This is a genomic window from Amorphus suaedae (genome assembly GCF_053629675.1).
Map to the genome: position 1 here is coordinate 1,152,032 of NZ_JBRJIT010000001.1, position 20,553 is coordinate 1,172,584.

At 68.7% G+C, this 20,553-nt stretch carries 16 protein-coding genes; 6 read left to right on the top strand and 10 right to left on the bottom strand.

Annotation, left to right across the window (positions count from 1 at the left end; genetic code table 11):
• The first annotated feature begins 9 nt into the window (after positions 1–9).
• From moaC to lexA, 3 genes are all read left to right on the top strand, one after another.
• The gene (gene moaC / locus AB7M35_RS05160) at positions 10–501 is read left to right on the top strand and encodes a cyclic pyranopterin monophosphate synthase MoaC (protein ID WP_453957774.1); all 492 of its coding nucleotides are present in this window, start codon (positions 10–12) and stop codon (positions 499–501) included.
• Entirely contained in the window at positions 498–1,706 is a 1,209-nt protein-coding gene (locus AB7M35_RS05165; RefSeq protein WP_453957776.1) for a molybdopterin molybdotransferase MoeA, read from the top strand. The genes moaC and AB7M35_RS05165 overlap by 4 nt, the downstream gene beginning before the upstream one ends.
• 371 nt (positions 1,707–2,077) lie before the next feature.
• Positions 2,078–2,788, top strand: a complete 711-nt coding sequence (gene lexA, locus AB7M35_RS05170) for a transcriptional repressor LexA (protein WP_453957777.1) — start codon at positions 2,078–2,080, stop codon at positions 2,786–2,788.
• A 43-nt stretch (positions 2,789–2,831) separates the two neighbouring features.
• Here lexA and AB7M35_RS05175 read toward each other — a convergent pair whose 3' ends face one another.
• The gene (locus AB7M35_RS05175) at positions 2,832–5,129 is read right to left on the bottom strand and encodes a ComEC/Rec2 family competence protein (protein ID WP_453957778.1); all 2,298 of its coding nucleotides are present in this window, start codon (positions 5,127–5,129) and stop codon (positions 2,832–2,834) included.
• 121 nt (positions 5,130–5,250) lie between these two features.
• On the opposite strand from AB7M35_RS05175, the gene gltX reads away from it, so the two are divergent.
• From gltX to gltA, 3 genes are all read left to right on the top strand, one after another.
• Positions 5,251–6,672 (top strand): glutamate--tRNA ligase, encoded by a 1,422-nt coding sequence (gltX, locus tag AB7M35_RS05180; protein WP_453957779.1) that lies wholly within the window; start codon positions 5,251–5,253, stop codon positions 6,670–6,672.
• Between the two features lie 292 nt (positions 6,673–6,964).
• Positions 6,965–8,047 (top strand): DUF2218 domain-containing protein, encoded by a 1,083-nt coding sequence (locus AB7M35_RS05185; protein WP_453957780.1) that lies wholly within the window; start codon positions 6,965–6,967, stop codon positions 8,045–8,047.
• Positions 8,048–8,339: 292 nt separating this feature from the next.
• Complete coding sequence (gene gltA, locus AB7M35_RS05190) at positions 8,340–9,635, top strand: citrate synthase (RefSeq protein WP_453957782.1); 1,296 nt, start codon at positions 8,340–8,342, stop codon at positions 9,633–9,635.
• A gap of 99 nt (positions 9,636–9,734) precedes the next feature.
• Here gltA and lpxB read toward each other — a convergent pair whose 3' ends face one another.
• The 9 genes from lpxB to AB7M35_RS05235 all read right to left on the bottom strand — a co-directional run bounded on the left by lpxB (position 9,735) and on the right by AB7M35_RS05235 (position 20,501).
• Positions 9,735–10,955, bottom strand: coding sequence for a lipid-A-disaccharide synthase (lpxB, locus tag AB7M35_RS05195; protein WP_453957784.1), 1,221 nt, complete (start codon positions 10,953–10,955; stop codon positions 9,735–9,737).
• On the bottom strand, positions 10,952–11,788 hold the full coding sequence (locus tag AB7M35_RS05200; RefSeq protein ID WP_453957786.1) for an LpxI family protein: 837 nt from the start codon (positions 11,786–11,788) through the stop codon (positions 10,952–10,954). Before AB7M35_RS05200 ends, lpxB begins: the two co-directional genes overlap by 4 nt.
• A gap of 47 nt (positions 11,789–11,835) precedes the next feature.
• Positions 11,836–12,636 (bottom strand): acyl-ACP--UDP-N-acetylglucosamine O-acyltransferase, encoded by an 801-nt coding sequence (lpxA, locus tag AB7M35_RS05205; RefSeq protein WP_453957787.1) that lies wholly within the window; start codon positions 12,634–12,636, stop codon positions 11,836–11,838.
• 5 nt (positions 12,637–12,641) lie between these two features.
• Entirely contained in the window at positions 12,642–13,106 is a 465-nt protein-coding gene (gene fabZ / locus AB7M35_RS05210) for a 3-hydroxyacyl-ACP dehydratase FabZ (protein WP_453957788.1), read from the bottom strand.
• 22 nt (positions 13,107–13,128) lie between these two features.
• Positions 13,129–14,187 (bottom strand): UDP-3-O-(3-hydroxymyristoyl)glucosamine N-acyltransferase, encoded by a 1,059-nt coding sequence (gene lpxD, locus AB7M35_RS05215; RefSeq protein WP_453957789.1) that lies wholly within the window; start codon positions 14,185–14,187, stop codon positions 13,129–13,131.
• 215 nt (positions 14,188–14,402) lie between these two features.
• Positions 14,403–16,643: an outer membrane protein assembly factor BamA gene (gene bamA / locus AB7M35_RS05220; protein ID WP_453957791.1), complete on the bottom strand. Its 2,241-nt coding sequence runs from the start codon at positions 16,641–16,643 to the stop codon at positions 14,403–14,405.
• A 572-nt stretch (positions 16,644–17,215) separates the two neighbouring features.
• The gene (gene rseP / locus AB7M35_RS05225) at positions 17,216–18,352 is read right to left on the bottom strand and encodes an RIP metalloprotease RseP (RefSeq protein WP_453957793.1); all 1,137 of its coding nucleotides are present in this window, start codon (positions 18,350–18,352) and stop codon (positions 17,216–17,218) included.
• Positions 18,353–18,468: 116 nt separating this feature from the next.
• Positions 18,469–19,668, bottom strand: a complete 1,200-nt coding sequence (dxr, locus tag AB7M35_RS05230; RefSeq protein ID WP_453957795.1) for a 1-deoxy-D-xylulose-5-phosphate reductoisomerase — start codon at positions 19,666–19,668, stop codon at positions 18,469–18,471.
• Positions 19,665–20,501, bottom strand: a complete 837-nt coding sequence (locus tag AB7M35_RS05235; RefSeq protein ID WP_453957796.1) for a phosphatidate cytidylyltransferase — start codon at positions 20,499–20,501, stop codon at positions 19,665–19,667. Before AB7M35_RS05235 ends, dxr begins: the two co-directional genes overlap by 4 nt.
• Positions 20,502–20,553: the final 52 nt, after the last annotated feature.

Below are 20,553 nucleotides of genomic sequence, written 5' to 3' on the forward strand. Positions count from 1 at the left end.
CGGCGGGACATGGGCGGCGACACCCTCACCCACCTGGACGAGACCGGTGCCGCCCGCATGGTCGACGTGTCGGAGAAATCCGCCACCCGGCGCGAAGCCACCGCCACCGGCAGCGTCACCATGCGCGCCGACACGCTGGAGCTGATCCGCACCGGCAACCTGAAGAAGGGCGACGTGCTCGCCACCGCGCGCATCGCCGGCATCATGGCGGCCAAGCGGACCCACGAGCTGATCCCGCTCTGCCACCCGCTGCCCGTCACCTCGGTCAAGGTCGACATCGAGGCGGACCCGGCCCTCCCCGGCCTGCGCGTCAGCGCCACCGTGGGCGTCGACGGCAAGACCGGGGTGGAGATGGAGGCCCTCACCGCGGTGAGCGTCGCCTGCCTGACCATCTACGACATGGCCAAGGCGGTGGAGCGCTCCATGGTGATCGGCGACATCCGCCTCGTCGCCAAGTCCGGCGGCCGCTCGGGCGACTACCGCGCGGAGCCCGCCACGTGAGCCTGCTCCCCGTCCTGGAGGCGCGCGCCCGCGTGCTCGCCGGCGCCGCCCGGCTCGGCGTCGACCACGCGCCGCTGGCGGAGGCCGTCGGTCGCGTGCTGGCGCAAGACATCGCCGCCACCCGGCAGCAGCCGCCCTTCGCGGCCTCCGCCATGGACGGCTACGCCGTGCGCGCCGTCGACGCGGCCGAGGCCGGCGCGACCCTGCGGCTGGTGGGCGCCTCGGTCGCCGGCCGCCGCCATGCCGGCACGCTCGCGCCCGGCGAGACGGTGCGCATCTTCACCGGCGCCCCGGTGCCGGACGGCGCCGACACCATCCTCATCCAGGAAAACACCGAGACGGTGGACGCGCAGACCGTCCGGGTGACGGTGCCGGCCCAGCCCGGCCGCCACATCCGCCGCGCCGGCCTCGATTTCCAGACCGACGACGCACTGCTTGCCGCCGGCACCCGCCTCGACGTGCGCCACGTCGCGCTGGCCGCCGCCATGAACCACGCGACGCTGCCGGTCGGCCGCGCGCCGAAGGTCGGCATCATCGCAACCGGCGACGAGCTGGTGGCGCCCGGCGAGGAGCCCGGTCCGGACCAGATCGTCGCCTCCAACACCCCCGCGCTCGCGGCCCTCATCACCGCCGCCGGCGGCGAGGCCATCGACCTCGGCATCGTCCGCGACAACGCCGAGGCGACCGTCGCGGCCCTTTCCGACGGCCGCGACCGCGCCGTCGACATCCTCGTCACGCTGGGCGGCGCCTCCGTCGGCGACCACGACCTGGTGCGCAAGGCGTTCTCCGATGTCGGCATGGAGCTCGGCTTCTGGCGGATCGCCATGCGGCCCGGCAAGCCGCTGATCTTCGGCCACCTCGGCGACATCCGCATCCTCGGCCTTCCCGGCAACCCCGTCTCCAGCCTGGTCTGCGCGATGCTGTTCCTGGTGCCGCTGGTGCGCGCGCTGCAGGGCGACGCGGCGCCCGGCCCCGCCTACGCGGCGGCGCGGCTGAGCCACGACATGCCCGCCAACGACGGCCGCGAGGACTACGTCCGCGCCCGCCTCACCGAGCGCGACGACGGCCTGCCGGACGCCGATCCGTTCTCCCTGCAGGATTCCTCGATGCTGTCGACGCTCGCCGCTTCCGGCGCGCTGATCGTCCGTCCGCCCAACGCGCCGGCCGCCCCCGCCGGCAGCGTCTGCCGGATCCTCCGGCTCTAGGCCTTCCGCCGAACACCCAGACGCCCGGCAGGCGCGCCTGCCAGATCAGGCCAGCGGCACCCTCACCGTGTGGTCTCTGAGAGCGGGCCGGCGGCTTCGACGTCGTCCCTCCAGGACTTTCGCGCTTCCCGCACCGCGTCGAATCGCACAGATTGCGCCTCCCGCCCCCCCGGCGGCGCGCGCAACCGTCTGCGCGCCTGCGCAACCCGCAACCGCCGCCACGATCCGGCCGCGACCTGTTCCCGCTCTGGGCCGGCGTATCGCAAACCGAACATTAACCATTGCAGAACACATATGGAACGTGTAGCGTTCGTTCCTGATTTGTACCGCATACGTCATGCGTCGCTGACCCAAGGGGTGGGGCCGATTTCATGCTGACCCGCAAGCAACATGAACTTCTGATGTTCATCCACGAGCGGCTGAAGGAGAGCGGCGTTCCACCGTCATTCGACGAGATGAAGGACGCGCTCGACCTCAGGTCGAAATCCGGCATTCACCGGCTGATCACCGCGCTGGAAGAACGCGGCTTCATCCGCCGCCTGCCCAACCGGGCACGCGCGCTGGAAGTGATCCGCCTGCCGGAATCGTCGAACCCGTCGCTGGGCGCCAACCGCTCCCGCGGCTTCTCGCCGGAGGTCATCGAGGGATCGCGCGGCAAGGCGCCCCCGCCGCCGGCCCCGGTCGACAGTGGCCGCTCGTCCGGCCACAGCATCCCCGTCATGGGCCGGATCGCGGCCGGTGTGCCCATCGCGGCCATCCAGCAGGAAAGCCATCAGATCACCGTGCCGGCCGACCTGATCGGCGGCGGCGAGCACTTTGCGCTCGAGGTCCACGGCGACTCGATGATCGAGGCCGGCATCCTCGACGGCGACACGGTGCTCATCAAGCGCTCGGACGACGCCGACAGCGGCGACATCGTGGTGGCCCTCGTCGACGACGAGGAAGCGACGCTGAAGCGCCTGCGCCGCAAGGGCGCGTCGATCGCGCTGGAGGCCGCCAACCCGGCCTACGAGACCCGCATCTTCGGCCCGGATCGCATCCGCATCCAGGGCAAGCTCGTGGCGCTGTTCCGCAAGTACTAGCGCCTGCTGGCGCCCGGGCACCCGCTCGGCGCCGGGCGACCGCTCACCGCGTCACCACCGGCGTCGCCGTCCAGGGCCGCGCGACCGCCGGCCGCGCCTGCCGCAACCGGTAGAACGGCGGGTCGGCCTGCCAGGTGAGCGCAATCGCCCCGCTCCGGCGCAGCAGCGCCCGGTCGACGACGAGGCGCGGGCGGTCGCAGGCCGGCGGCGCGTCGTGGCGGGTGATCAGGATCTCGGCGCGCCCGCAATCCTCGATGAAGGCTGCCGGGTCCTCGGCGAAGGCCACGACCGGCGGCGGCCGGGCAGTCGCGGCCGCGACACGGCCTTTCCCCACTGAGTTAGGCCCGGATCGCATATCCCGCGCGTCCCCGACGGGTCCCGCGAGCGCCAGCGTGCAGCCGAGGCCGTCGCAGCGCACCCCGTTGCGTATCGACGGGTCCTCCGGATCGCGCGCGTCGCCGTCGGCGCGGAGCCACATGGCGGCGGCGAACGCCCCGCCCTTGGCCGTGGCGATCGCGAGCCGCCCATCCGCTCCCCTGACCGCCACCGCGCGCCCGTCGTCGGACACGAGCAGATCCGGGCTCGACCCCAGTGGCGCGATCGCGAGGCCTGCCACCATCGGCACCACCCCCAGCACCCGCCAGCGCGCCTGCCAGAGCGCCAGCCAGAGCAGGCCGCCCGCCATCGCCAGCACCGCCGCCGCCGGCATACGCCCGACCGCCCCGGCGCTTCCGCTGAGGCCCGCGACCCAGGTCGCGATCCCCACCACGGCGTCGAGGCCGAGCCCCATCACCGGCAAAACCAGCGGGTCGAGGCCCAGCGGCATCAGCGCCACCGAGACCACCCCGAACGGCATGACCAGCAGGGTGACGAACGGCATCGCCAGCAGGTTTCCGAGCAGCCCGAGCGGCGCCAGCATGTGGAAGTGGAGCGCGCCGATCGGCGCGGTGACGAGGCCGGCCACGAAGGACGTGAGCGCCAGGCCGCCCATCCACAGCCCGCCCGTGCGCAGGATGCGCCGCATCCGGCCGGCGTTCCGGTCGACGGTGCCGGTGCGCTCGCGCCCCGCCTGCCATTCGTATGCCGCGACCAGCGCGATCACCGCCGCGAACGACATCTGGAAGCCCGGGCTGAGAACGGCCGCCGGATCGAGGACCATGACCACAAGCGCCGCCACCGCCACGGACCTGAGCGTCAGCGCCGGCCGGTCGACCAGCACGGCGACCAGCGCCACCGCAGCCATGACGAAGGCGCGGATGGTGGCCACCGCCCCACCGGAGAGGATCAGGTAGACCAGTCCCGCCATGAGGGCCGCCAGCGCCGCCCACTTCTTGATGGGCCGGCGCAGCGCCAGCCCCGGAATGGCGGCGAGCGCGAACCGCACCGCCCCGAACACCGTCCCCGCCACCAGCGCCATGTGCAGGCCCGAGATCGCCAGGATGTGGCCGAGACCGGCCAGCCGGATCGCCTGCTGGGTCTCCTCCGGAATACCGCCGCGATCGCCGACCAGCAGGGTCGCGGCGATTTCGCCGTTCTCGCCCGGAAGCGCCGCGCGCAGCCGCGCCCCGATCCCGTCCCGCACGCGGGCGACAACCGCCTTTACCCGGATGCCGGCGGGCGGCGCTCCGAGATCGGCCGACCTTGGCATGCCGTAGGAGAAGCCGGTCGCCCCGATCCCCTCGAAGAACAGGCTGCGGGCCGCGTCGTACCCGCCCGGTTCCACCGGCCCGCGCGGCGGGGCGAGCCGGGCAAGCGCCGTGATCGCGTCGCCAACCCGGGGCATGGGCCCCTTGCCCCGCGCTGTGAAGCGGACGCGCAGAGGCGTGCGCGCCGGGCCGATCCCCTTGATGCGATGGACGCGGACGATCATCCGCACGGCGCCATCCGGCCGCGGTTCCCTCGCCTCGACCCAGCCGTCGAGCTCGACGGTGCGTTCCCCCCGGATCACCGGAGCGGCGACGCGCGCGGTCTGGGCAGCGGCCAGCGCGAGGCCCGCCAGCGTTGCCGTGACCACCACGAGGACGGGAAACGCGGCTGGCGTGCTGCGGGCCCTGCCGGCTGCGAACGCGGCGGCCATGCCCAGCGCGGCAAGCGTCTGCCAGTGGGGCTCGCGCGGCAGCGCGAAATAGAGCGCGGCGCCCAGCGCGAAGGCCACGGGGATCCAGAGAAAGCCGCGCCCATGGTCGAGATCGGTGCGCAGGCTGTCGGCCAGCCAGTCGCGAAACCGCCCTGCGCGGACGCGCAGGCGGACGGGCAGCGGCGCGCCGGGCACCGGCCGGCCGACCCGTCTTCTCAGGGCGCCGCGGCGGCGGACGCCCGTGGCATCCGCCTGCCACGACACCTGAGCCCTCCCAACGCTTTGGTGCGCCCGCGCGGGCGTGCTACACGAGCCCCGCCCGAGCACGTCGCGCGCTCGCTCTCTGGTAGAATGCGCGAAAACTGAAAAACCGAAAGAGGTAAGAATGTCGGCGCCCGTTGTTACGCGCTTCGCCCCCTCCCCGACCGGCTTCCTTCACATCGGGGGCGCCCGCACCGCGCTCTTCAACTGGCTCTATGCGCGCCACACGGGCGGCAAGATGCTGCTGCGCATCGAGGACACCGACAAGGAACGCTCCACCCAGCCGGCGATCGCCGCGATCCTCGATGGGCTGTCGTGGCTCGGCATCGACTGGGACGACGAGCCGATCTTCCAGTCGGCGCGCGCCGAGCGCCACGCCGAGGTCGCCCATGCGCTCCTCGACAGCGGTCATGCCTATCGCTGCTTCGCCACCGCCGAGGAACTCGCCGAGATGCGCGAGACCGCCCGCGCCGAGGGCCGTCCGCCGCGCTACGACGGCCGCTGGCGCGACCGCGATCCGTCCGAGGCACCGGCGGGCGCCCCCTTCGTCGTGCGCATCAAGGCGCCCCAGGAAGGCGAGACGGTCATCGAGGACCAGGTGCAGGGGCGCGTTGCCTTCCCCAACAAGGACCTCGACGACCTGGTCATCCTGCGCTCCGACGGATCGCCCACCTACATGCTGGCCGTCGTGGTCGACGACCACGACATGGGGGTGACTCATGTCATCCGCGGCGACGACCACCTGACCAACGCCGGCCGCCAGACGCTGATCTACAAGGCGATGGGCTGGGACGTGCCGACATGGGCGCACATTCCGCTGATCCACGGACCGGACGGCGCCAAGCTCTCCAAGCGTCACGGCGCGCTGGGCGTCGAGGCTTACCGCGCGATGGGCTATCTGCCGTCGGCGCTGCGCAACTACCTGGTCCGGCTCGGCTGGAGCCACGGCGACACCGAGATCTTCTCCACCGAGGAGATGGTCGAATGGTTCGACCTCGCCCAGATCGGCCGCTCCGCCGCGCGCTTCGATTTCGCCAAGCTGGAGAGCATCAACGGCCACTATCTGCGGACGACGTCCGATGCGGAGCTGATGGCCGCGATCGATGCGCTGCTGCCGCACATCGAGGGCGGCGCCGACGTCCAGGCGGCGCTCACCCCCGACATGCGGACCCGGCTGATGCACGCCCTCGCCGGCCTGAAGGAGCGCGCCAAGACGCTGGTCGACCTTCTGGACTCCGCCGCCTACGTCTGGGCGACGCGGCCGCTGGCGGTCGACGAGAAGGCCGCAAAGGTCCTCGACGCCGAGGCCCGCGGGCATCTGGGCGCCCTCGCCGACACCTTCGCCGCCCTGCCGGACTGGACGGCCGCGGAAACGGAGGCCGCCGTGCGGGCCTACGCCGAGACGCACGAGCTGAAGCTCGGCAAGGTGGCCCAGCCGCTCCGCTGCGCCCTTACCGGCAAGACCACCTCGCCGCCGGTGTTCGACGTTCTGGAGACCCTCGGCCGCGACGAAAGCCTCGCCCGCATCCGCGAGCAGGCGCAGTAGAAACGGTCCGGATTCTGACAAACGCGCCCGGCTCCAGCCCGTTGCCGGGCGGCGGTTTGCGGACGCCACACTAGGGGAAATCTCCCCAGCCCATAAAAATGGACTAATCTAGTCCATTTTTATGTCGCCAACTGCCGTCATCCGTGGCATGAGCCGTGGAAACGCCATCGCCATTGCAGACGACGGCAGAGCGCGGCTGTTTCAGATCAGGTCGGATGGCCGGCCTTGAAGCCCGGTTGGCCCGGCGACGGCACCCGCGGTCCCGCGCTCTTCGTCACAGCACGGAGAGCCCATGTCCGGCAGCGCCCCCCTGGTCACCAGCACCCGTGTCCCCCTCACGGACCCCGCAGCCATGATGGTCCGCCTCTGCGACCACCTGAAGGAGCACGCGGAGGTTTCGCAAGATGGGGAGGCGTTCCACATCTCCTCCCACTACGGCGCGGCCGTCGTGGAAGCGGATGCGACCGCCCTCAGCTTTCGCGTCGAGAGCGCGACGGCCAGCCACCTCTCCGTCATGAAATCGACGATCGCCGAGCACCTCCATGCCTTCTGCGAAGGACAGTTGCCGGCCTTCGCGTGGCAGGGCGATGAAGCGACCGCTTCGGCCATTCCCTATTTTCGGGAGGCCTCCGTGGTCCGCAGCGAGCCGCTGACGCCGCGCATGCAGCGGGTCATCCTGAAGGGCGACGCCGCCTACTACGACACCGACAGCTTCCACATCCGCGTGCTGGTGCCGCCGAAGGGCCGGGCGCCAGTCTGGCCGACAGCCGCCGTCGACGGCCGCACCGTCTGGCCGACGGGCGAGGACGAACTGCTGGCGCGCGTCTACACGATCCGGTCGGTCGACCTCGCCCGGGACGAGGTCGCCATCGACGTGGTGGTGCACGAAGGCGCGCCGGGCTCCGACTGGGCGATGACGGCCGAGCCGGGCTCCATCGTCGGCGTTCTCGGCCCCGGCGGCGGCGGCCTGCCCAACCAGGCCGACCTCAACATCCTCGCCGGCGACGAGACCGCCCTGCCGGCGATCGGGCGGATGCTGGAGGGCCTCCCCGCCACCGCCCGCGCCCTCGTCCGCATCGAGATCGCCGACATGGACGAGGCCCAGGCCCTCACCTCCCCGGCGGCGGCGCTGGATATCGCCTGGCTGCCCCGCAACGGCGCGCCGGCCGGCACCACGGACCTGCTGGAGACCGCCATCCGCGAGCTCGACTGGGCCTCGGCTCCCGCGAGCACCCACGTCTGGTGTGCCTGTGAACAGACGGCCGCGCGCAAGATCCGCCGCTTCCTCGACAAGGAGCGCGGATTCGCCAAGACCGACCGCACGGCGGTCGCCTATTGGCGCCGGGGCGCGGCCAACGCCGACACCAGCGAATGAGCAATGTCCGGACAATCCGGCGCGCGCGTTCGCGCGCAAAATCGCGCAGCGTGCGCAGCCTTTCGCGCAGTTTCGCGCAGGCCCGCGCGCAATTCCCGCGCGCACCCGCGCGCAATCCCTCGCGCCCCGGCGCACGCGGGGGTGGCGTGCTTGCGGCACTCACCCAAATGGGATAGTCAAGCGTCGACAATCCACCCATCGCAAGGCGCCGTCTGCGTGCGGTGAATGGGCGATCGTGCCCTCCCGCACGGATCGGTCCGCCCTGCGATCTTGCCAAGATTGGGGTGTGCTTATGGCAGATGGGACTAATGCGAAACTGACGATCGGCGACGAGAGCTGGGAATTCCCCATGCACTCCGGTTCGGTCGGACCGGACGTCCTGGACATCCAGTCGCTTTACAAGCAAACCGGCCGATTCACGTACGATCCGGGCTTCACGTCCACTGCCGCGTGTGAATCGAAAATCACCTTCATCGACGGCGACAAGGGGGTCCTGCTCTACCGGGGTTACCCGATCGACCAGCTCGCCGAGCACGGTGATTTTCTGGAGGCCTGCTACCTCCTCCTCTACGGCGACCTGCCGACGTCGGTCGAAAAGACCGATTTCGTCCAGCGCGTCACCTATCACACGATGATCCACGAGCAGATGAACCGGTTCTTCACCGGTTTCCGTCGGGATGCTCACCCGATGGCGGTCATGGTCGGCGTCGTCGGCGCCCTTGCCGCCTTCTATCACGACTCCACCGACATCACCGATCCGCAGCAGCGGATGATCGCCAGCCTTCGCATGATCGCGAAGATGCCGACGATCGCGGCGATGGCCTACAAGTACTCGATCGGCCAGCCGTTCGTGTACCCGCGCAACGACCTCGACTACTCTGCGAACTTCCTGCAGATGTGCTTCGGCGTCCCGTGCGAGGACTACAAGTTCAACCCCGTCCTGTCGCGGGCAATGGACCGGATCTTCATCCTGCATGCCGATCACGAGCAGAACGCGTCGACCTCGACCGTTCGCCTCGCCGGCTCGTCGGGTGCCAATCCGTTCGCCTGCATCGCGGCCGGGATCGCCTGTCTCTGGGGGCCCGCGCATGGCGGCGCCAACGAGGCGGCCCTGAACATGCTGCATGAGATCGGGTCGGTCGACCGGATCCCCGAGTTCATCGAACGGGCGAAGGACAAGAACGATCCGTTCCGCCTGATGGGCTTCGGTCACCGGGTCTACAAGAACTACGACCCGCGCGCCAAGATCATGCAGAAGACCTGCCACGAAGTCCTCGCCGAACTCGGCATCAAGGACGACCCGGCCCTCGACGTGGCCATGGAGCTCGAGAAGATCGCGCTGCACGACGACTACTTCGTCGAGAAGAAGCTGTACCCGAACATCGACTTCTATTCGGGCATCACGCTTCGTGCGCTCGGCTTCCCGACCACCATGTTCACCGTCCTGTTCGCCGTCGCGCGCACGGTCGGCTGGATCGCCCAGTGGAAGGAAATGGTCGAGGATCCGCATCAGAAGATCGGCCGTCCGCGCCAGCTCTACACCGGCGCCGACCACCGCGACTACGTGCCGATCACCCAGCGCAGCTGATCCGGTCGCACGCCAATGAAAAAGCCCGCGGAGAGCGATCTCCGCGGGCTTTTTCGTTACCGGAGCGCCAATACCTGCGGCATGCCCAGGACGCGCCCGTCAGGGCTTGGGAGGCGCCAGCGCCGGGCGTCCCGAGCGGGCGACCTCGAGCACCGTCTCGGCCGCCTTCTCGGACGGCAGCGCCCCGTCCTCCAGGCGCATGAGACCGTCGAGACGGGCAAACGCCTCGACCTGCCGTCGGCGCTCGGACGTGTCGGACAGGAGCGGCACCACCGCGTCCGCAAGTTTGTCCGGCGTCACGTCCTCCTCGAGGAAGTCGGGAATGGCGCGATCATCGAGGATGATGTTGGGCAGCACCATGGTGGTGTACTTGAGGAAGCGGACGACACGGTTCACCTGCCGCAGGACGCGCGAGACCGCATCGAGCTTATAGGCGACCGCCATCGGCACGCCCGACACCGCGAGTTCCAGGGTCACCGTCCCCGAAGCCGCAAGCGCCGCCGTCGCCTCGCGAAATGCCGCCTGCTTGGCATCCTTGCCGCGCACCACCACGGGCCGGACGGGCCACGTCGCCACCTCCGCCTCGATGCGGTCGGCAAGGTGGGAGACGGCCGGCAGGATCGCGCGAACCGGTCCGACGCGCTTCTGGATCTCCGCCAGCGTCTCTCCGAAGACCGGAAGCAGCGCCTTGATCTCCGACGAGCGGCTTCCGGGGAGGATCAGGAGAACGGGTTCGTCCGAAGGCGATGCGCCGGCATCCGGCGCGCTGGCCTCGATCGCCGGTGCCAGCGTCTCCAGGATCGGATGACCGACATAGGTGGTCGGCGGGCCGCCAAGACGCGCGTGCACCGCGGGTTCGAACGGGAGGACGGCCATGAGCCGGTCCACATAGGCCGCCATGGCACGTGCCCGCCCAGGCCGCCAGATCCAGACGGACGGGCTGACATAGTCGACGATGGGGATCGAGGGATCCCGCCTGCGCACCCGCCGCGCGACGCGGTGGGTGAAGTCCGGCGCGTCGATGATCACAAGAACGTCCGGGCGCGCCGCGACCACCGCCGTGGCCGCCTCGTCGATGCGGGCAAGAAGCTGCGGAAGACGGCGCACGATTGCGTCGATGCCCATCACCGTGATGTCGGAGAACGGGAACAGCGGCTCCAGCCCCTCGGCCTGCATCGTCTCCCCGCCGACCCCGGAGAAGACCACACGGCCCTCGGTGCGTGCCCTGAGCGCCGCCATGAGCGCGCCGCCGAGATGATCACCACTCGCCTCGCCGGCGATCAGGAAGACGTTGAGGGGGCGATGCAGCTCGACCGTCACGAGACGGGTCCCTCGCCCGGCATGCCGACCAGAAACAGGCCGGCGGCATCGGCCGCGGCAATCGTTTCCGTGCGGTCCACGATGATGGTGCGGCCTGCCTCGATGACGATGCCGGACAGCTGGGCGGCGACGGCGGCGGCGACCGTCACGGGGCCGACCGTCGGGAGCTCGGTGCGCGTCTCCTGGCCGGGCTTGGCACGCTTCACCAGCACGCCGCCTCTCTTGCCGGGAATGCGGCCGGTCTCCCGCAGCTCCGCCACCCGGGCGAGCATGCGATCGGTGCCCTCGGCCGCCTCGAGGGCGACGATGCGCCTGTCGATGACGACGGCCGACTGCCCCACGTCGAACGGTCCGAGGGCCGCCAGCGCGCGCATGGCGAATTCGGCATCCGCAATGGCGGCCGCGCCAGGCTGGTGCTGGCCGAGCGTTCCCTGTCCCGCAAGAAGCGCCGGGGCGACTTCTCCGATTCCCCGCACCCGAAACCCCTCCGCCTCGATCAGTCTGAGCGCCTTGCGCACAACGCTGTCGTCGCCACCCACGATCGCCTGCAGGATGCGCGGCAGCCGCCGCCATGTCCCGGCATCGAGCCTGAGCGCCTTGAAGTCCGGGCGACGGGTGATGGTCCCGACGATGACGAGGTCCCTGGCATTGCGGGATGCAAAATAGTCGATGGCACCACCGATCTGTCCCCATCGGAAGGACCGGACGTCCGGCCGGCTCAGCACGGCGTCGGCTTCCCCGTCGATGCCGGCAACGACCACCTCGCCGCCGGCGGCCTCGATCGCCTCGGCGACCTCGATGGGCAACCGTCCGCCCCCGGCGATGACGCCCACGGGGCCTTCGGGCGGCGCAGCCGTCTGATCGACCGCCGCGCCTCCGCTCAAAGGTGACCCACGCCCCACGGCGTGCACAGGGCCCGCTCCCCGCCGGTGCGGATGAAGTCGAGGATGAGTTCGACCAGCGGCTCGCCGCCGAACATGGTGGCGACATCCTCCATCCGCTCGCGATGGGTCCCCTCTTCAGAGAACAGATAGCGGTAGGCCTTGCGGAGGGTGTGGATCTGCTCCCGGTCGAACCCGCGGCGCCTGAGGCCAACCAGGTTGAGCCCCACCAGCCGGGCGCGATTCCCATGCACGTTGCCGAACGGGATGATGTCATCCCCGACGGCGCTCATGCCCGACAGGAACGCATGATCGCCGATGCGCACGAATTGGTGCACGCCAGAGCCGCCGCCCATGATCACATGATCACCGACTTTCACGTGGCCGCCCAGCATGACGTTGTTCGACAGGATGACATTGTTGCCGAGCTGGCAGTCGTGGGCGACGTGGCTGGACACCATCAGGTAGCAGTTGTCGCCGATCGAGGTGAGCAGGTGCCCCTTGGCGGTGCCGGGATTGATGGTCACCTGCTCGCGGATGATGACGTTGCGGCCGACCACGATTCGGGTCGGCTCGCCCTTGTAGGACAGGTCCTGGGGGGGCGATCCCAGGCTCGCGAACGGATAGATCTTCGTCCCGGATCCGATCTCGGTGTGGCCATCGAGGACGACATGCGTCCCGACCCACACGTTGTCACCCAGGACGACCTCGGGTCCGACGATCGAATAGGCGCCAACCGACACCTCGTCGCCGATCACCGCACCATCGGAAATGATCGCGGTGGGATGGATACTCGCCATAAAACCTACTCGTCTATGATCATTGCCGAGATCTCAGCCTCGGCCACCCTGGTCTCGCCAACCATCGCGACAGCGGCGAACTTCCAGATATTCTGGCGGTTCTTGATCTTCTTCACATGGTACTCGAGCACGTCGCCCGGCACGACCGGCTTGCGGAACTTCGCCTTGTCGATCGTCATGAAGTAGACGATCTTCGGCTTGTTTTCGCCATGCGCCGCAACACAAAGGCCGCCCGCGGTCTGGGCCATGCCCTCCACGATCAGGACGCCCGGCATGACCGGCTGGCCCGGAAAGTGGCCCTGGAAATGCGGCTCGTTGTACGTGACGTTCTTGATGCCGATACCGGACTCGTCGCCATTCATGTCGATAATACGGTCGACCATGAGGAACGGGTACCGATGGGGCAGCAACGAGAGAACACGCATGATATCCGCGGTCTCGAGCGTCCCACCCTCACCCATTGCGTTCATTCAGACGCCTCCTCAAACACGATCATTCCTGATCCTCGTCCGGTCGATTGGCCGGCCGCTTTTCCTTCGACAGCGCAAGCACCGCCCGGTGGGATCGCATCCAGTCCCGCACCGGCCGCGCAGGGCTGCCGATCCAGCGCTCGCCCGCCGGTACATCGTTGTTGACCGCGCTGGTCCCACCGATCTGCGCACCCATGCCCAGCTTGATGTGCTCGCCCACGGACGCCTTGCCGCCAAGGACGACGTAGTCGCCGAGCTCCGCACTTCCGGAGATTCCGACCTGGCCGACGATGACGCAGTGACGGCCGATCATCACGTTGTGCCCAATCTGCACGAGGTTGTCTATTTTGGTGCCCTCGCCGATCGTCGTGTCGCGCAGCGATCCACGATCCACCGTCGTATTGGCACCGATCTCCACGTCGTCCTGGACGATGACCCGGCCGAGCTGCGGGATCTTCACGTGCTTCGGCCCCATGGAATAGCCGAAGCCGTCCTGTCCGAGGCGAACGCCCGGGTGAAGGATGACCCGGTTGCCGATGAGCCCGTGCTGGATGGTCACCCCCGCCCCGATCCGGCAGTTCCGGCCGATGCGGCACGAACGGCCGATGACGGCGTTCGGACCAATCACCGTTCCTGAGCCGATCTCGACGTCGGGACCGATCACCGCGCCGGGCTCGACCGTCACACCGTCTTCCAGGCGCGCGTTCGGATCCAAATGCGCTCCGGGGGACACCCCCGCCCGCGTCAGCGGGGCCGCGGCGACGGCCTCCGGAAAGAGCCGGCCACCGACTTCCGCAAAGCAGCGATAGGGCGCGGCGACGACGAGCGCGACCGCGCCGGCCGGCACATGGGGCAGATCCGCCTCCCGGCAGAACACGGCGCCCGCCCGGGTCGCCTCAAGCGCCGAGCGGTACTTCTTCGCATCGATGAAGCTGATGTCGTCTGGCCCGGCGAGATCGAGCGGCGCAACGCCGGCGATGTGGCGCGCGGGCGCATCGTCCGCCATCACCGCGCCGGTGAGGGCCGCGACATCGGCAAGCGGCAGCGGCGTGGGGACGGGGAAGAAAACCGGCTCTGTCATGACAGCTGCGCACTCCCGAATCGACATGATGTCCGCCGGATCGGATCCATCCGGTCCAGGGCGATGACACGCCAGCACTGGCCGGACGCCGTCCTGCGGACTTTGCGCATCAGTGGCAGACAATCATGGCCATAGACGAACATGGCCACAAAGAACGATCGACCTGCATTCGGGTGAATGCAGGTCGATCAAATCAGCCCGTGGTCCGGAAGACGCTAGAAGCGCGTTCCGCCGCCGATGCGGAAGACCTGGGTCTTGTCGGCCTCGTTCTTCACGATCGGCCAGGCGAAGTCGGCGCGGAGCGGCCCCAGCGGCGACCGCCACAGGATGCCAAAGCCGGCCGTCCAGCGCAGTTCAAAGTCGTCGGAGACCACGTTCGTCCCGCTCGGAAGAGCGTCGGGGTCGGCACTCCAGAGCGATCCAGCGTCCGTGAAGACCGCACCGGAGAAGCCAATCTCTTCCGGGATCAGCGGCAGCGGGAAGCTGGCTTCCGCCGTACCGGCCACGTAGTAGCGGCCACCAAGCGCGTCACCCGTCGAAGCGTCGCGAGGACCGATACCCGAGGTCTCGAAGCCGCGGATCACGGTTCCACCGACGAAGTACTGGTCCTGCAGGTACAGTCCGTCCTTCAGCGACTGGATCACGCCACCCTGCGCCTTCAGGAAGCCGACGACGCCCCATGCCGGAACCACTTCGTGGTAGAAGCTCGCCTCGCCGCTGGTCCGGCTGAAGTGAGTGTCACCACCGAGACCGGCGATTTCCTGGGTGAACTTGGCGTAGATGCCGTCACGCGGGAAGATCGAGTTGTCGAGCGTGTTGTAGATGATCGACGCGCCGACGAGCGAGGTGAGCGTGGTGCCCTGCGACTGACAGACCGCGTCAGAGATGTTGGTCTGGTTCTGGAAGCAGTTCTGCTCGGTCGTGAAGTCCGGAATGTCGATCTCTCGGTTGTAGATCCGGTAGAACGGCTGCAGCGTCGTGTCGTCGTTCACCGGGAACCCGAAGCGGATCGCGCCGCCGGTCAGCGTCTGGTCGTACGACTGGGTGCTGTCGGCGTCGTTGGTGCGGTTGTAGACGTCGAAGCCCGCCGCGATGCGCCGGCCGAGGAAGAACGGCTCGGTGAAGGAGAACTCCACGTTGGTGGTGTTCTCGCCGCCACCGACGAGGGCCTTCACGTACTGGCCGCGACCCAGGAAGTTGCGCTCCTCGATCGACACGTCGCCGATGATGCCGTCAGAGGTCGAGTAACCGACACCGAACGACACCTTACCGGTCGGCTTCTCCTCGACGTACACGTTGACGATGACGCGATCGGGCGACGTGCCCTGCTCGCTGGTGATGCGGACGGTCTCGAAGAAGCCGAGATCGTTCAGGCGCCGCTCGGCACGATCGATGAGGACGCGGTTGTAGGCGTCGCCCTCGACGATGTCGAACTCGCGGCGGATGACGTAGTCGCGGGTCGAGGTGTTGCCGACGATGTTGATGCGCTCGATGTAGGCGCGCGGCCCCTCGTCGATCTGGTAGTTGATCGAGATGGTGTGGTTCTCGAAGTCGCGGTCACCGCGCGGCCGGACCTGGGCAAACGCGTAGCCGCGCTTGGAAGCCTCGATCGTCAGGTTCTCGATCGTCTTCTCGACCAGCTCGGAGCTGTAGGTCTTGCCGGCCCGCGTATCGAGCGTACCGCGCAGCTGATCCGGATTGAGATCGCTGAGGGTCGTGTCGACGTTGACCTCGCCGAAGGTGTACTTCGGACCTTCATCGAGCGTGTAGGTGATGAAGAACGTGTTCCGCTCGCGGTCGAAGTCGGCGACCGAGGAGACGATGCGGAAATCGGCGTAGCCGTGGTTGTAGTAGAAGCGGCGCAGCAGTTCCTGGTCCGCCGCGAAGCGGTCCGGATCGTAGGTGTCGGTCGTCCGCAGCCAGCCGAGGTAGCCGGACTGGCGGGTCTTGATGATGTCGCGGAGACGACCGTCGCTGAACGACTTGTTGCCGATGAAGGTGATGCGCGCGACCTGGGTCTTGCCGCCCTCATCGATCTCGAAGACGAGGTCGACGCGGTTCTGCTGCAGGTCGATCATCTGCGGCGTCACGCTGGCTTCGTAGTTGCCGCGACGCCGATAGGTCTCGAGGATGCGCTCGACGTCGCTCTGGACCCGGGCGCGGGTCAGCACGGAACGCGGCTTGGACTGCACGACGCCCTGAAGGGATTCGTCGGACATGCCCCGGTTACCTTCGAAGTTCACCCGATTGATGATCGGGTTCTCCTTCACGATCACGACGAGGGTCGAGCCGCGCTGGACGATCTGGACGTCCGCGAACAGGCCGGTCGCAAACAGGGTCGCGATCGATTCGTCGATGTCGCTCGGGCCGAAATTCTGGCCGGGCTTGATGGTGAGATAGGCGCGGACGGTCTCCGGGTCGACGCGGGTGTTTCCCTCGACCGAGATCGATCGCACGCTGGCCGCCTCCGCCGCGCTTGGCGCGACGAACGAGGCCACGGGTACGGTGACTGCCCCCATCATCGCAACAGCGAGAACGAGAAGGAGCTTACGGATCAAGTTGGAATAAGCGTGCATTGCGGGGGATTTGCCCTCTGGTGCTCCGCATCTTCCGCCGCCTGGCAGCGGCGTGCCTACGCGTCACAATCTAGGTATTGCCGTTGGTATTGCAGGGTTTTGGAGCAGAGGCAACCCGACGGCGGAGAGCGCCGCCACGATTCCGCAGGGACCGTGTCCCGCCAGCCACGCTCGTTAAGAATTGTGAGGTTTCCCGGCACCGGCCGGGGTGGTGGCGCAAGCTTCGCGAAGGCCTCGGGCAGCCGCAAATGGGCAGGCGCGCCGCCCTCCCCGCCCCGTTTTGGCCTCGAGGCGGCGGCGCATTAGGGAATTCTTAAGCTTAAGATACAATTCTGCGCGGTCGGGGTTGCCTTGAAGCGCCGAGGCAGTTGGCCGCACGACCGCAGGTCCGAGAATCGGACGCGCCGGCACCCTCAGGGCGCCGCGACAGGCGGAAGCGCCCCCTGCCCCGGTCAGGACCCGGCGAGTTGTCGGATGTCGTTGAAGGTCGCGAAGATCATCAGCATGACCACCAGCGACAGGCCGATGCGGAAGCCGATCTCCTGGGACCGCTCGCTCAGCGGGCGGCCGCGCACGGCCTCGATCCCGTAGAACACCAGGTGGCCGCCATCCAGCATCGGGACCGGCAGCAGGTTGATGAGGCCGATGGAGACCGAAAGGATCGCGGCGAGATTGATCAATGCCACCATCCCGAGCGTCGCCACCTGACCGGACACCTGGGCGACACGGATCGGGCCGCCGAGCTGATCCGCCGATTCGCGTCCGGAAACGATGCCGCCGACGTAGGCCCCTGTGCGCGCCACGATGAACCAGGTTTCCTGGACGCCGGCTGTGAAGGCGGCGGGCAGCGAGTAGGTCTTGGTGCTGACCGCCGCCGCATCGGCGGCCCGGCTGATGCCGAGGACGCCGACCCGGTGGGTGTTGCCGAAGCCGTCCGACACCTCCCGGAATTCCGGCGTCGCCGTGAGATCGACAGTACCGGAGGACCGCTCGACGGTGAACACCAGCGGTCGTTCGGCGCTTCCGCTGACCGCGCGCTGCACGTCGGAGAAGGCCTCAATCGCGTTGCCGTCGATGGCCACGATCACATCACCCGGCTCGAAGCCGGCGGCGGCAGCCGGCGAATCCGGCTGCACACCGTCGACCTGGGCCGCGGTGATGGGCCGGCCGAACGAGACGAACAGCACGGTGAAGATGACGATCGCGAGGATGAAATTGGCGATGGGGCCGGCGGCGACGACGGCGGCGCGCTGCCACAGCGGCTTCAGATAGAAGCTGGAGGCCCGCTGCTCGGGCGTCATGTGGGATATCGCGTCGTGATCGGGAACGCTGGCAGCGTTCTCGTCGCCGGCGAACTTCACGTAGCCACCGAGCGGGATAGCGGCGACGCGCCACCGCGTGCCGTGCCGGTCGTAGCGGCCGAACAGTTCCGGACCGAAGCCGACAGAGAACGTCTCGACGGCCACGCCGCACCACCGCGCCACCAGGAAGTGGCCCAGCTCGTGGAAGAAGACGACGATGGTCAGGACGAACAGGAACGGAAGGATATAGGACAGCGCCGTCCCGCCGAGACCACTGATGAACTCCATCGTCGCGCAACCCTTGTCGTTTTCCAGCGTGCCCGGGCGGGATTTTCGTCCCAGCACGGCACATTATAGCAGAGAGGACGGTGCACGCCTTGCGTGGCAACCGCTGGCACCCACGATCAGCCGCGGCGCGCCTCGCGTGAACGGGCGGCATCAAGCCCCACCCGACGCCCGTAGGAATCGAGGGCCGCGACATCATCAAGGGAAGCCGGCTCAGACACCATATGGTCACGCTCGGCCGTGTTGAGAACCCTCTCGACGGTCGCAGCGATGTCCGGGAAGCCGATACGCTTGTCCAGGAACGCCGCTACGGCCACTTCGTTCGCCGCATTGAGCAGCGTCGGGGCCCCGTTTCCGCGACGCATCGCCGCCATCGCCAGCCCGAGGCATTCGAAGCGCTCGAGATCCGGTGCCTCGAACGTGAGGCTGCCGATCCTGGCGAGGTCGAGTCGCTCCACCGGCGTGGCCGCGCGCGAGGGCCAGTTGAGGCAGTTAGCGATCGGGGTGCGCATGTCCGGCATCCCGAGCTGCGCGAGGCAGGATCCGTCCGAATAGCGGACCATCCCGTGGATGATCGACTGCGGATGCACCACGACCGACAGCTGGTCGTGGGTGATGGGAAAGAGATGGAACGCCTCGATGAGTTCGAGGCCCTTGTTCATCATCGTTGCGGAATCGATGGTGATCTTCGCGCCCATAGACCAGTTCGGATGTTTCAGCGCCTGTTCGGGCCCGGCCGCGGCCATCTGCTCCCGGGTCCAGGTGCGGAACGGGCCACCGGAGGCGGTGAGGATCACCTCCTCCACGGCGGAGGACGCGTGATCCTCGAACACCTGGAAGATGGCGTTGTGTTCGGAATCGACGGGCAGGATCGTTGCCCCCGCGCGTCGCGCCTCGTCCATCACCAGCGTTCCGGCGGTGACGAGGCACTCCTTGTTGGCGATGGCGACGCGCGTGCCGGTCCGGATCGCCGCCACCGTCGGGGCAAGACCGGCGGCCCCCGAAATCGCGGCAATCACGATGTCGGCCGGCACCTCGGCAAGCTCGACGACGGCCGCCTCCCCCGCCGCGGTGTCGATGCCGGAGCCCGCCAACGCGTCGGCGAGCGCCGCGCCGGCGGAAGGATCGGCCACGACGGCGCGCGGTGCCTTGTGAAGACGAGCGAGATCGGCGAGGGCCGCGGCGTTGCGATTGGCGGCCAGGCCGACGACCTGGAATCGATCCCGCTCGCGTCCGATCAGATCCAGGGCCGCAAGGCCGATGGACCCGGTCGCACCGAGGACAACGACCCGCAGGGGACGGCCGTCCGGCGTTGTCATCCGAGGGCTCCCATCGCCGCCAGCAGTCCGCCCGCGATGTCATGGCCGTTGCCGGCGGCAAATCCCAGCACCACCGCCACCATGCCCGCGGCCAGGAGACCGTCGACCCGGTCCATCAGGCCACCGTGGCCGGGAATGAGCTTGCCGGCGTCCTTGATCCCGAACTTCCGCTTCGCGGCCGATTCCAGAAGGTCGCCGAGGACCGCCACGATCGAGAGCACCAGTGCGACGACGATCGTCGCAACGACCACGGGATCGCCCAGCCAGACGAACACCAGCGCGCCCGCGATGCAGCCGGCGACGAGCCCGCCCAGCGTTCCGGACCACGTCTTCTTCGGGGAAACCTGCGGCCACAGCTTCGGACCGCCCAGGCTGCGGCCGACGAAGTAGGCGAAGACGTCGGTGGACCAGGCGACAAGGAAGACGACCAGGACAGCAGCCAGGCCATGGGCTTCGGCGCGCAGGCCGATGAACGCCAGCGTACCGAGGCCGGTGTAGGCGATCCCGCCCGCGATCCAGCCGCGCGCGCCCTTTACGGGTGGACGGGAGCCTGCAGTCTTCGAGACCGTCGCGGAAGACAGGACCATGGCCAGCGCCAGAACGCCGATCGCCGGCACGGCGCCCGCGACGTACATCGCGAGGCATGCGGCGACGAGGCCGCATGCGGCGAAGCCGAACGACAGGGTCCGGATCGGCACATCGACCATCCGGAACCACTCCACCACGACGACAAGCCCGAGCGCGGCCACGGCCACGAGGAACGTGGCTCCGCCGATCCATGCGAGCACGAGTGCTGCGGGGCCGAGGACGATTGCCGACACAGTGCGCTGCATCAGGTCGGCGTTTCGGCTGGGTCCTGATTGCGGTTTGTTCGCCACAGGGGCT

Coding starts and splice junctions, on each gene's coding strand:
- moaC (WP_453957774.1), top strand. CDS start 10: ATGGGCGGCGACACCCTCACCCACCTGGACGAGACCGGTGCCGCCCGC.
- lexA (WP_453957777.1), top strand. CDS start 2,078: ATGCTGACCCGCAAGCAACATGAACTTCTGATGTTCATCCACGAGCGG.
- gltX (WP_453957779.1), top strand. CDS start 5,251: ATGTCGGCGCCCGTTGTTACGCGCTTCGCCCCCTCCCCGACCGGCTTC.
- AB7M35_RS05185 (WP_453957780.1), top strand. CDS start 6,965: ATGTCCGGCAGCGCCCCCCTGGTCACCAGCACCCGTGTCCCCCTCACG.
- gltA (WP_453957782.1), top strand. CDS start 8,340: ATGGCAGATGGGACTAATGCGAAACTGACGATCGGCGACGAGAGCTGG.
- lpxA (WP_453957787.1), bottom strand. CDS start 12,636: ATGGCGAGTATCCATCCCACCGCGATCATTTCCGATGGTGCGGTGATC.
- fabZ (WP_453957788.1), bottom strand. CDS start 13,106: ATGAACGCAATGGGTGAGGGTGGGACGCTCGAGACCGCGGATATCATG.
- lpxD (WP_453957789.1), bottom strand. CDS start 14,187: ATGACAGAGCCGGTTTTCTTCCCCGTCCCCACGCCGCTGCCGCTTGCC.
- rseP (WP_453957793.1), bottom strand. CDS start 18,352: ATGGAGTTCATCAGTGGTCTCGGCGGGACGGCGCTGTCCTATATCCTT.
- dxr (WP_453957795.1), bottom strand. CDS start 19,668: ATGACAACGCCGGACGGCCGTCCCCTGCGGGTCGTTGTCCTCGGTGCG.
- AB7M35_RS05235 (WP_453957796.1), bottom strand. CDS start 20,501: ATGCAGCGCACTGTGTCGGCAATCGTCCTCGGCCCCGCAGCACTCGTG.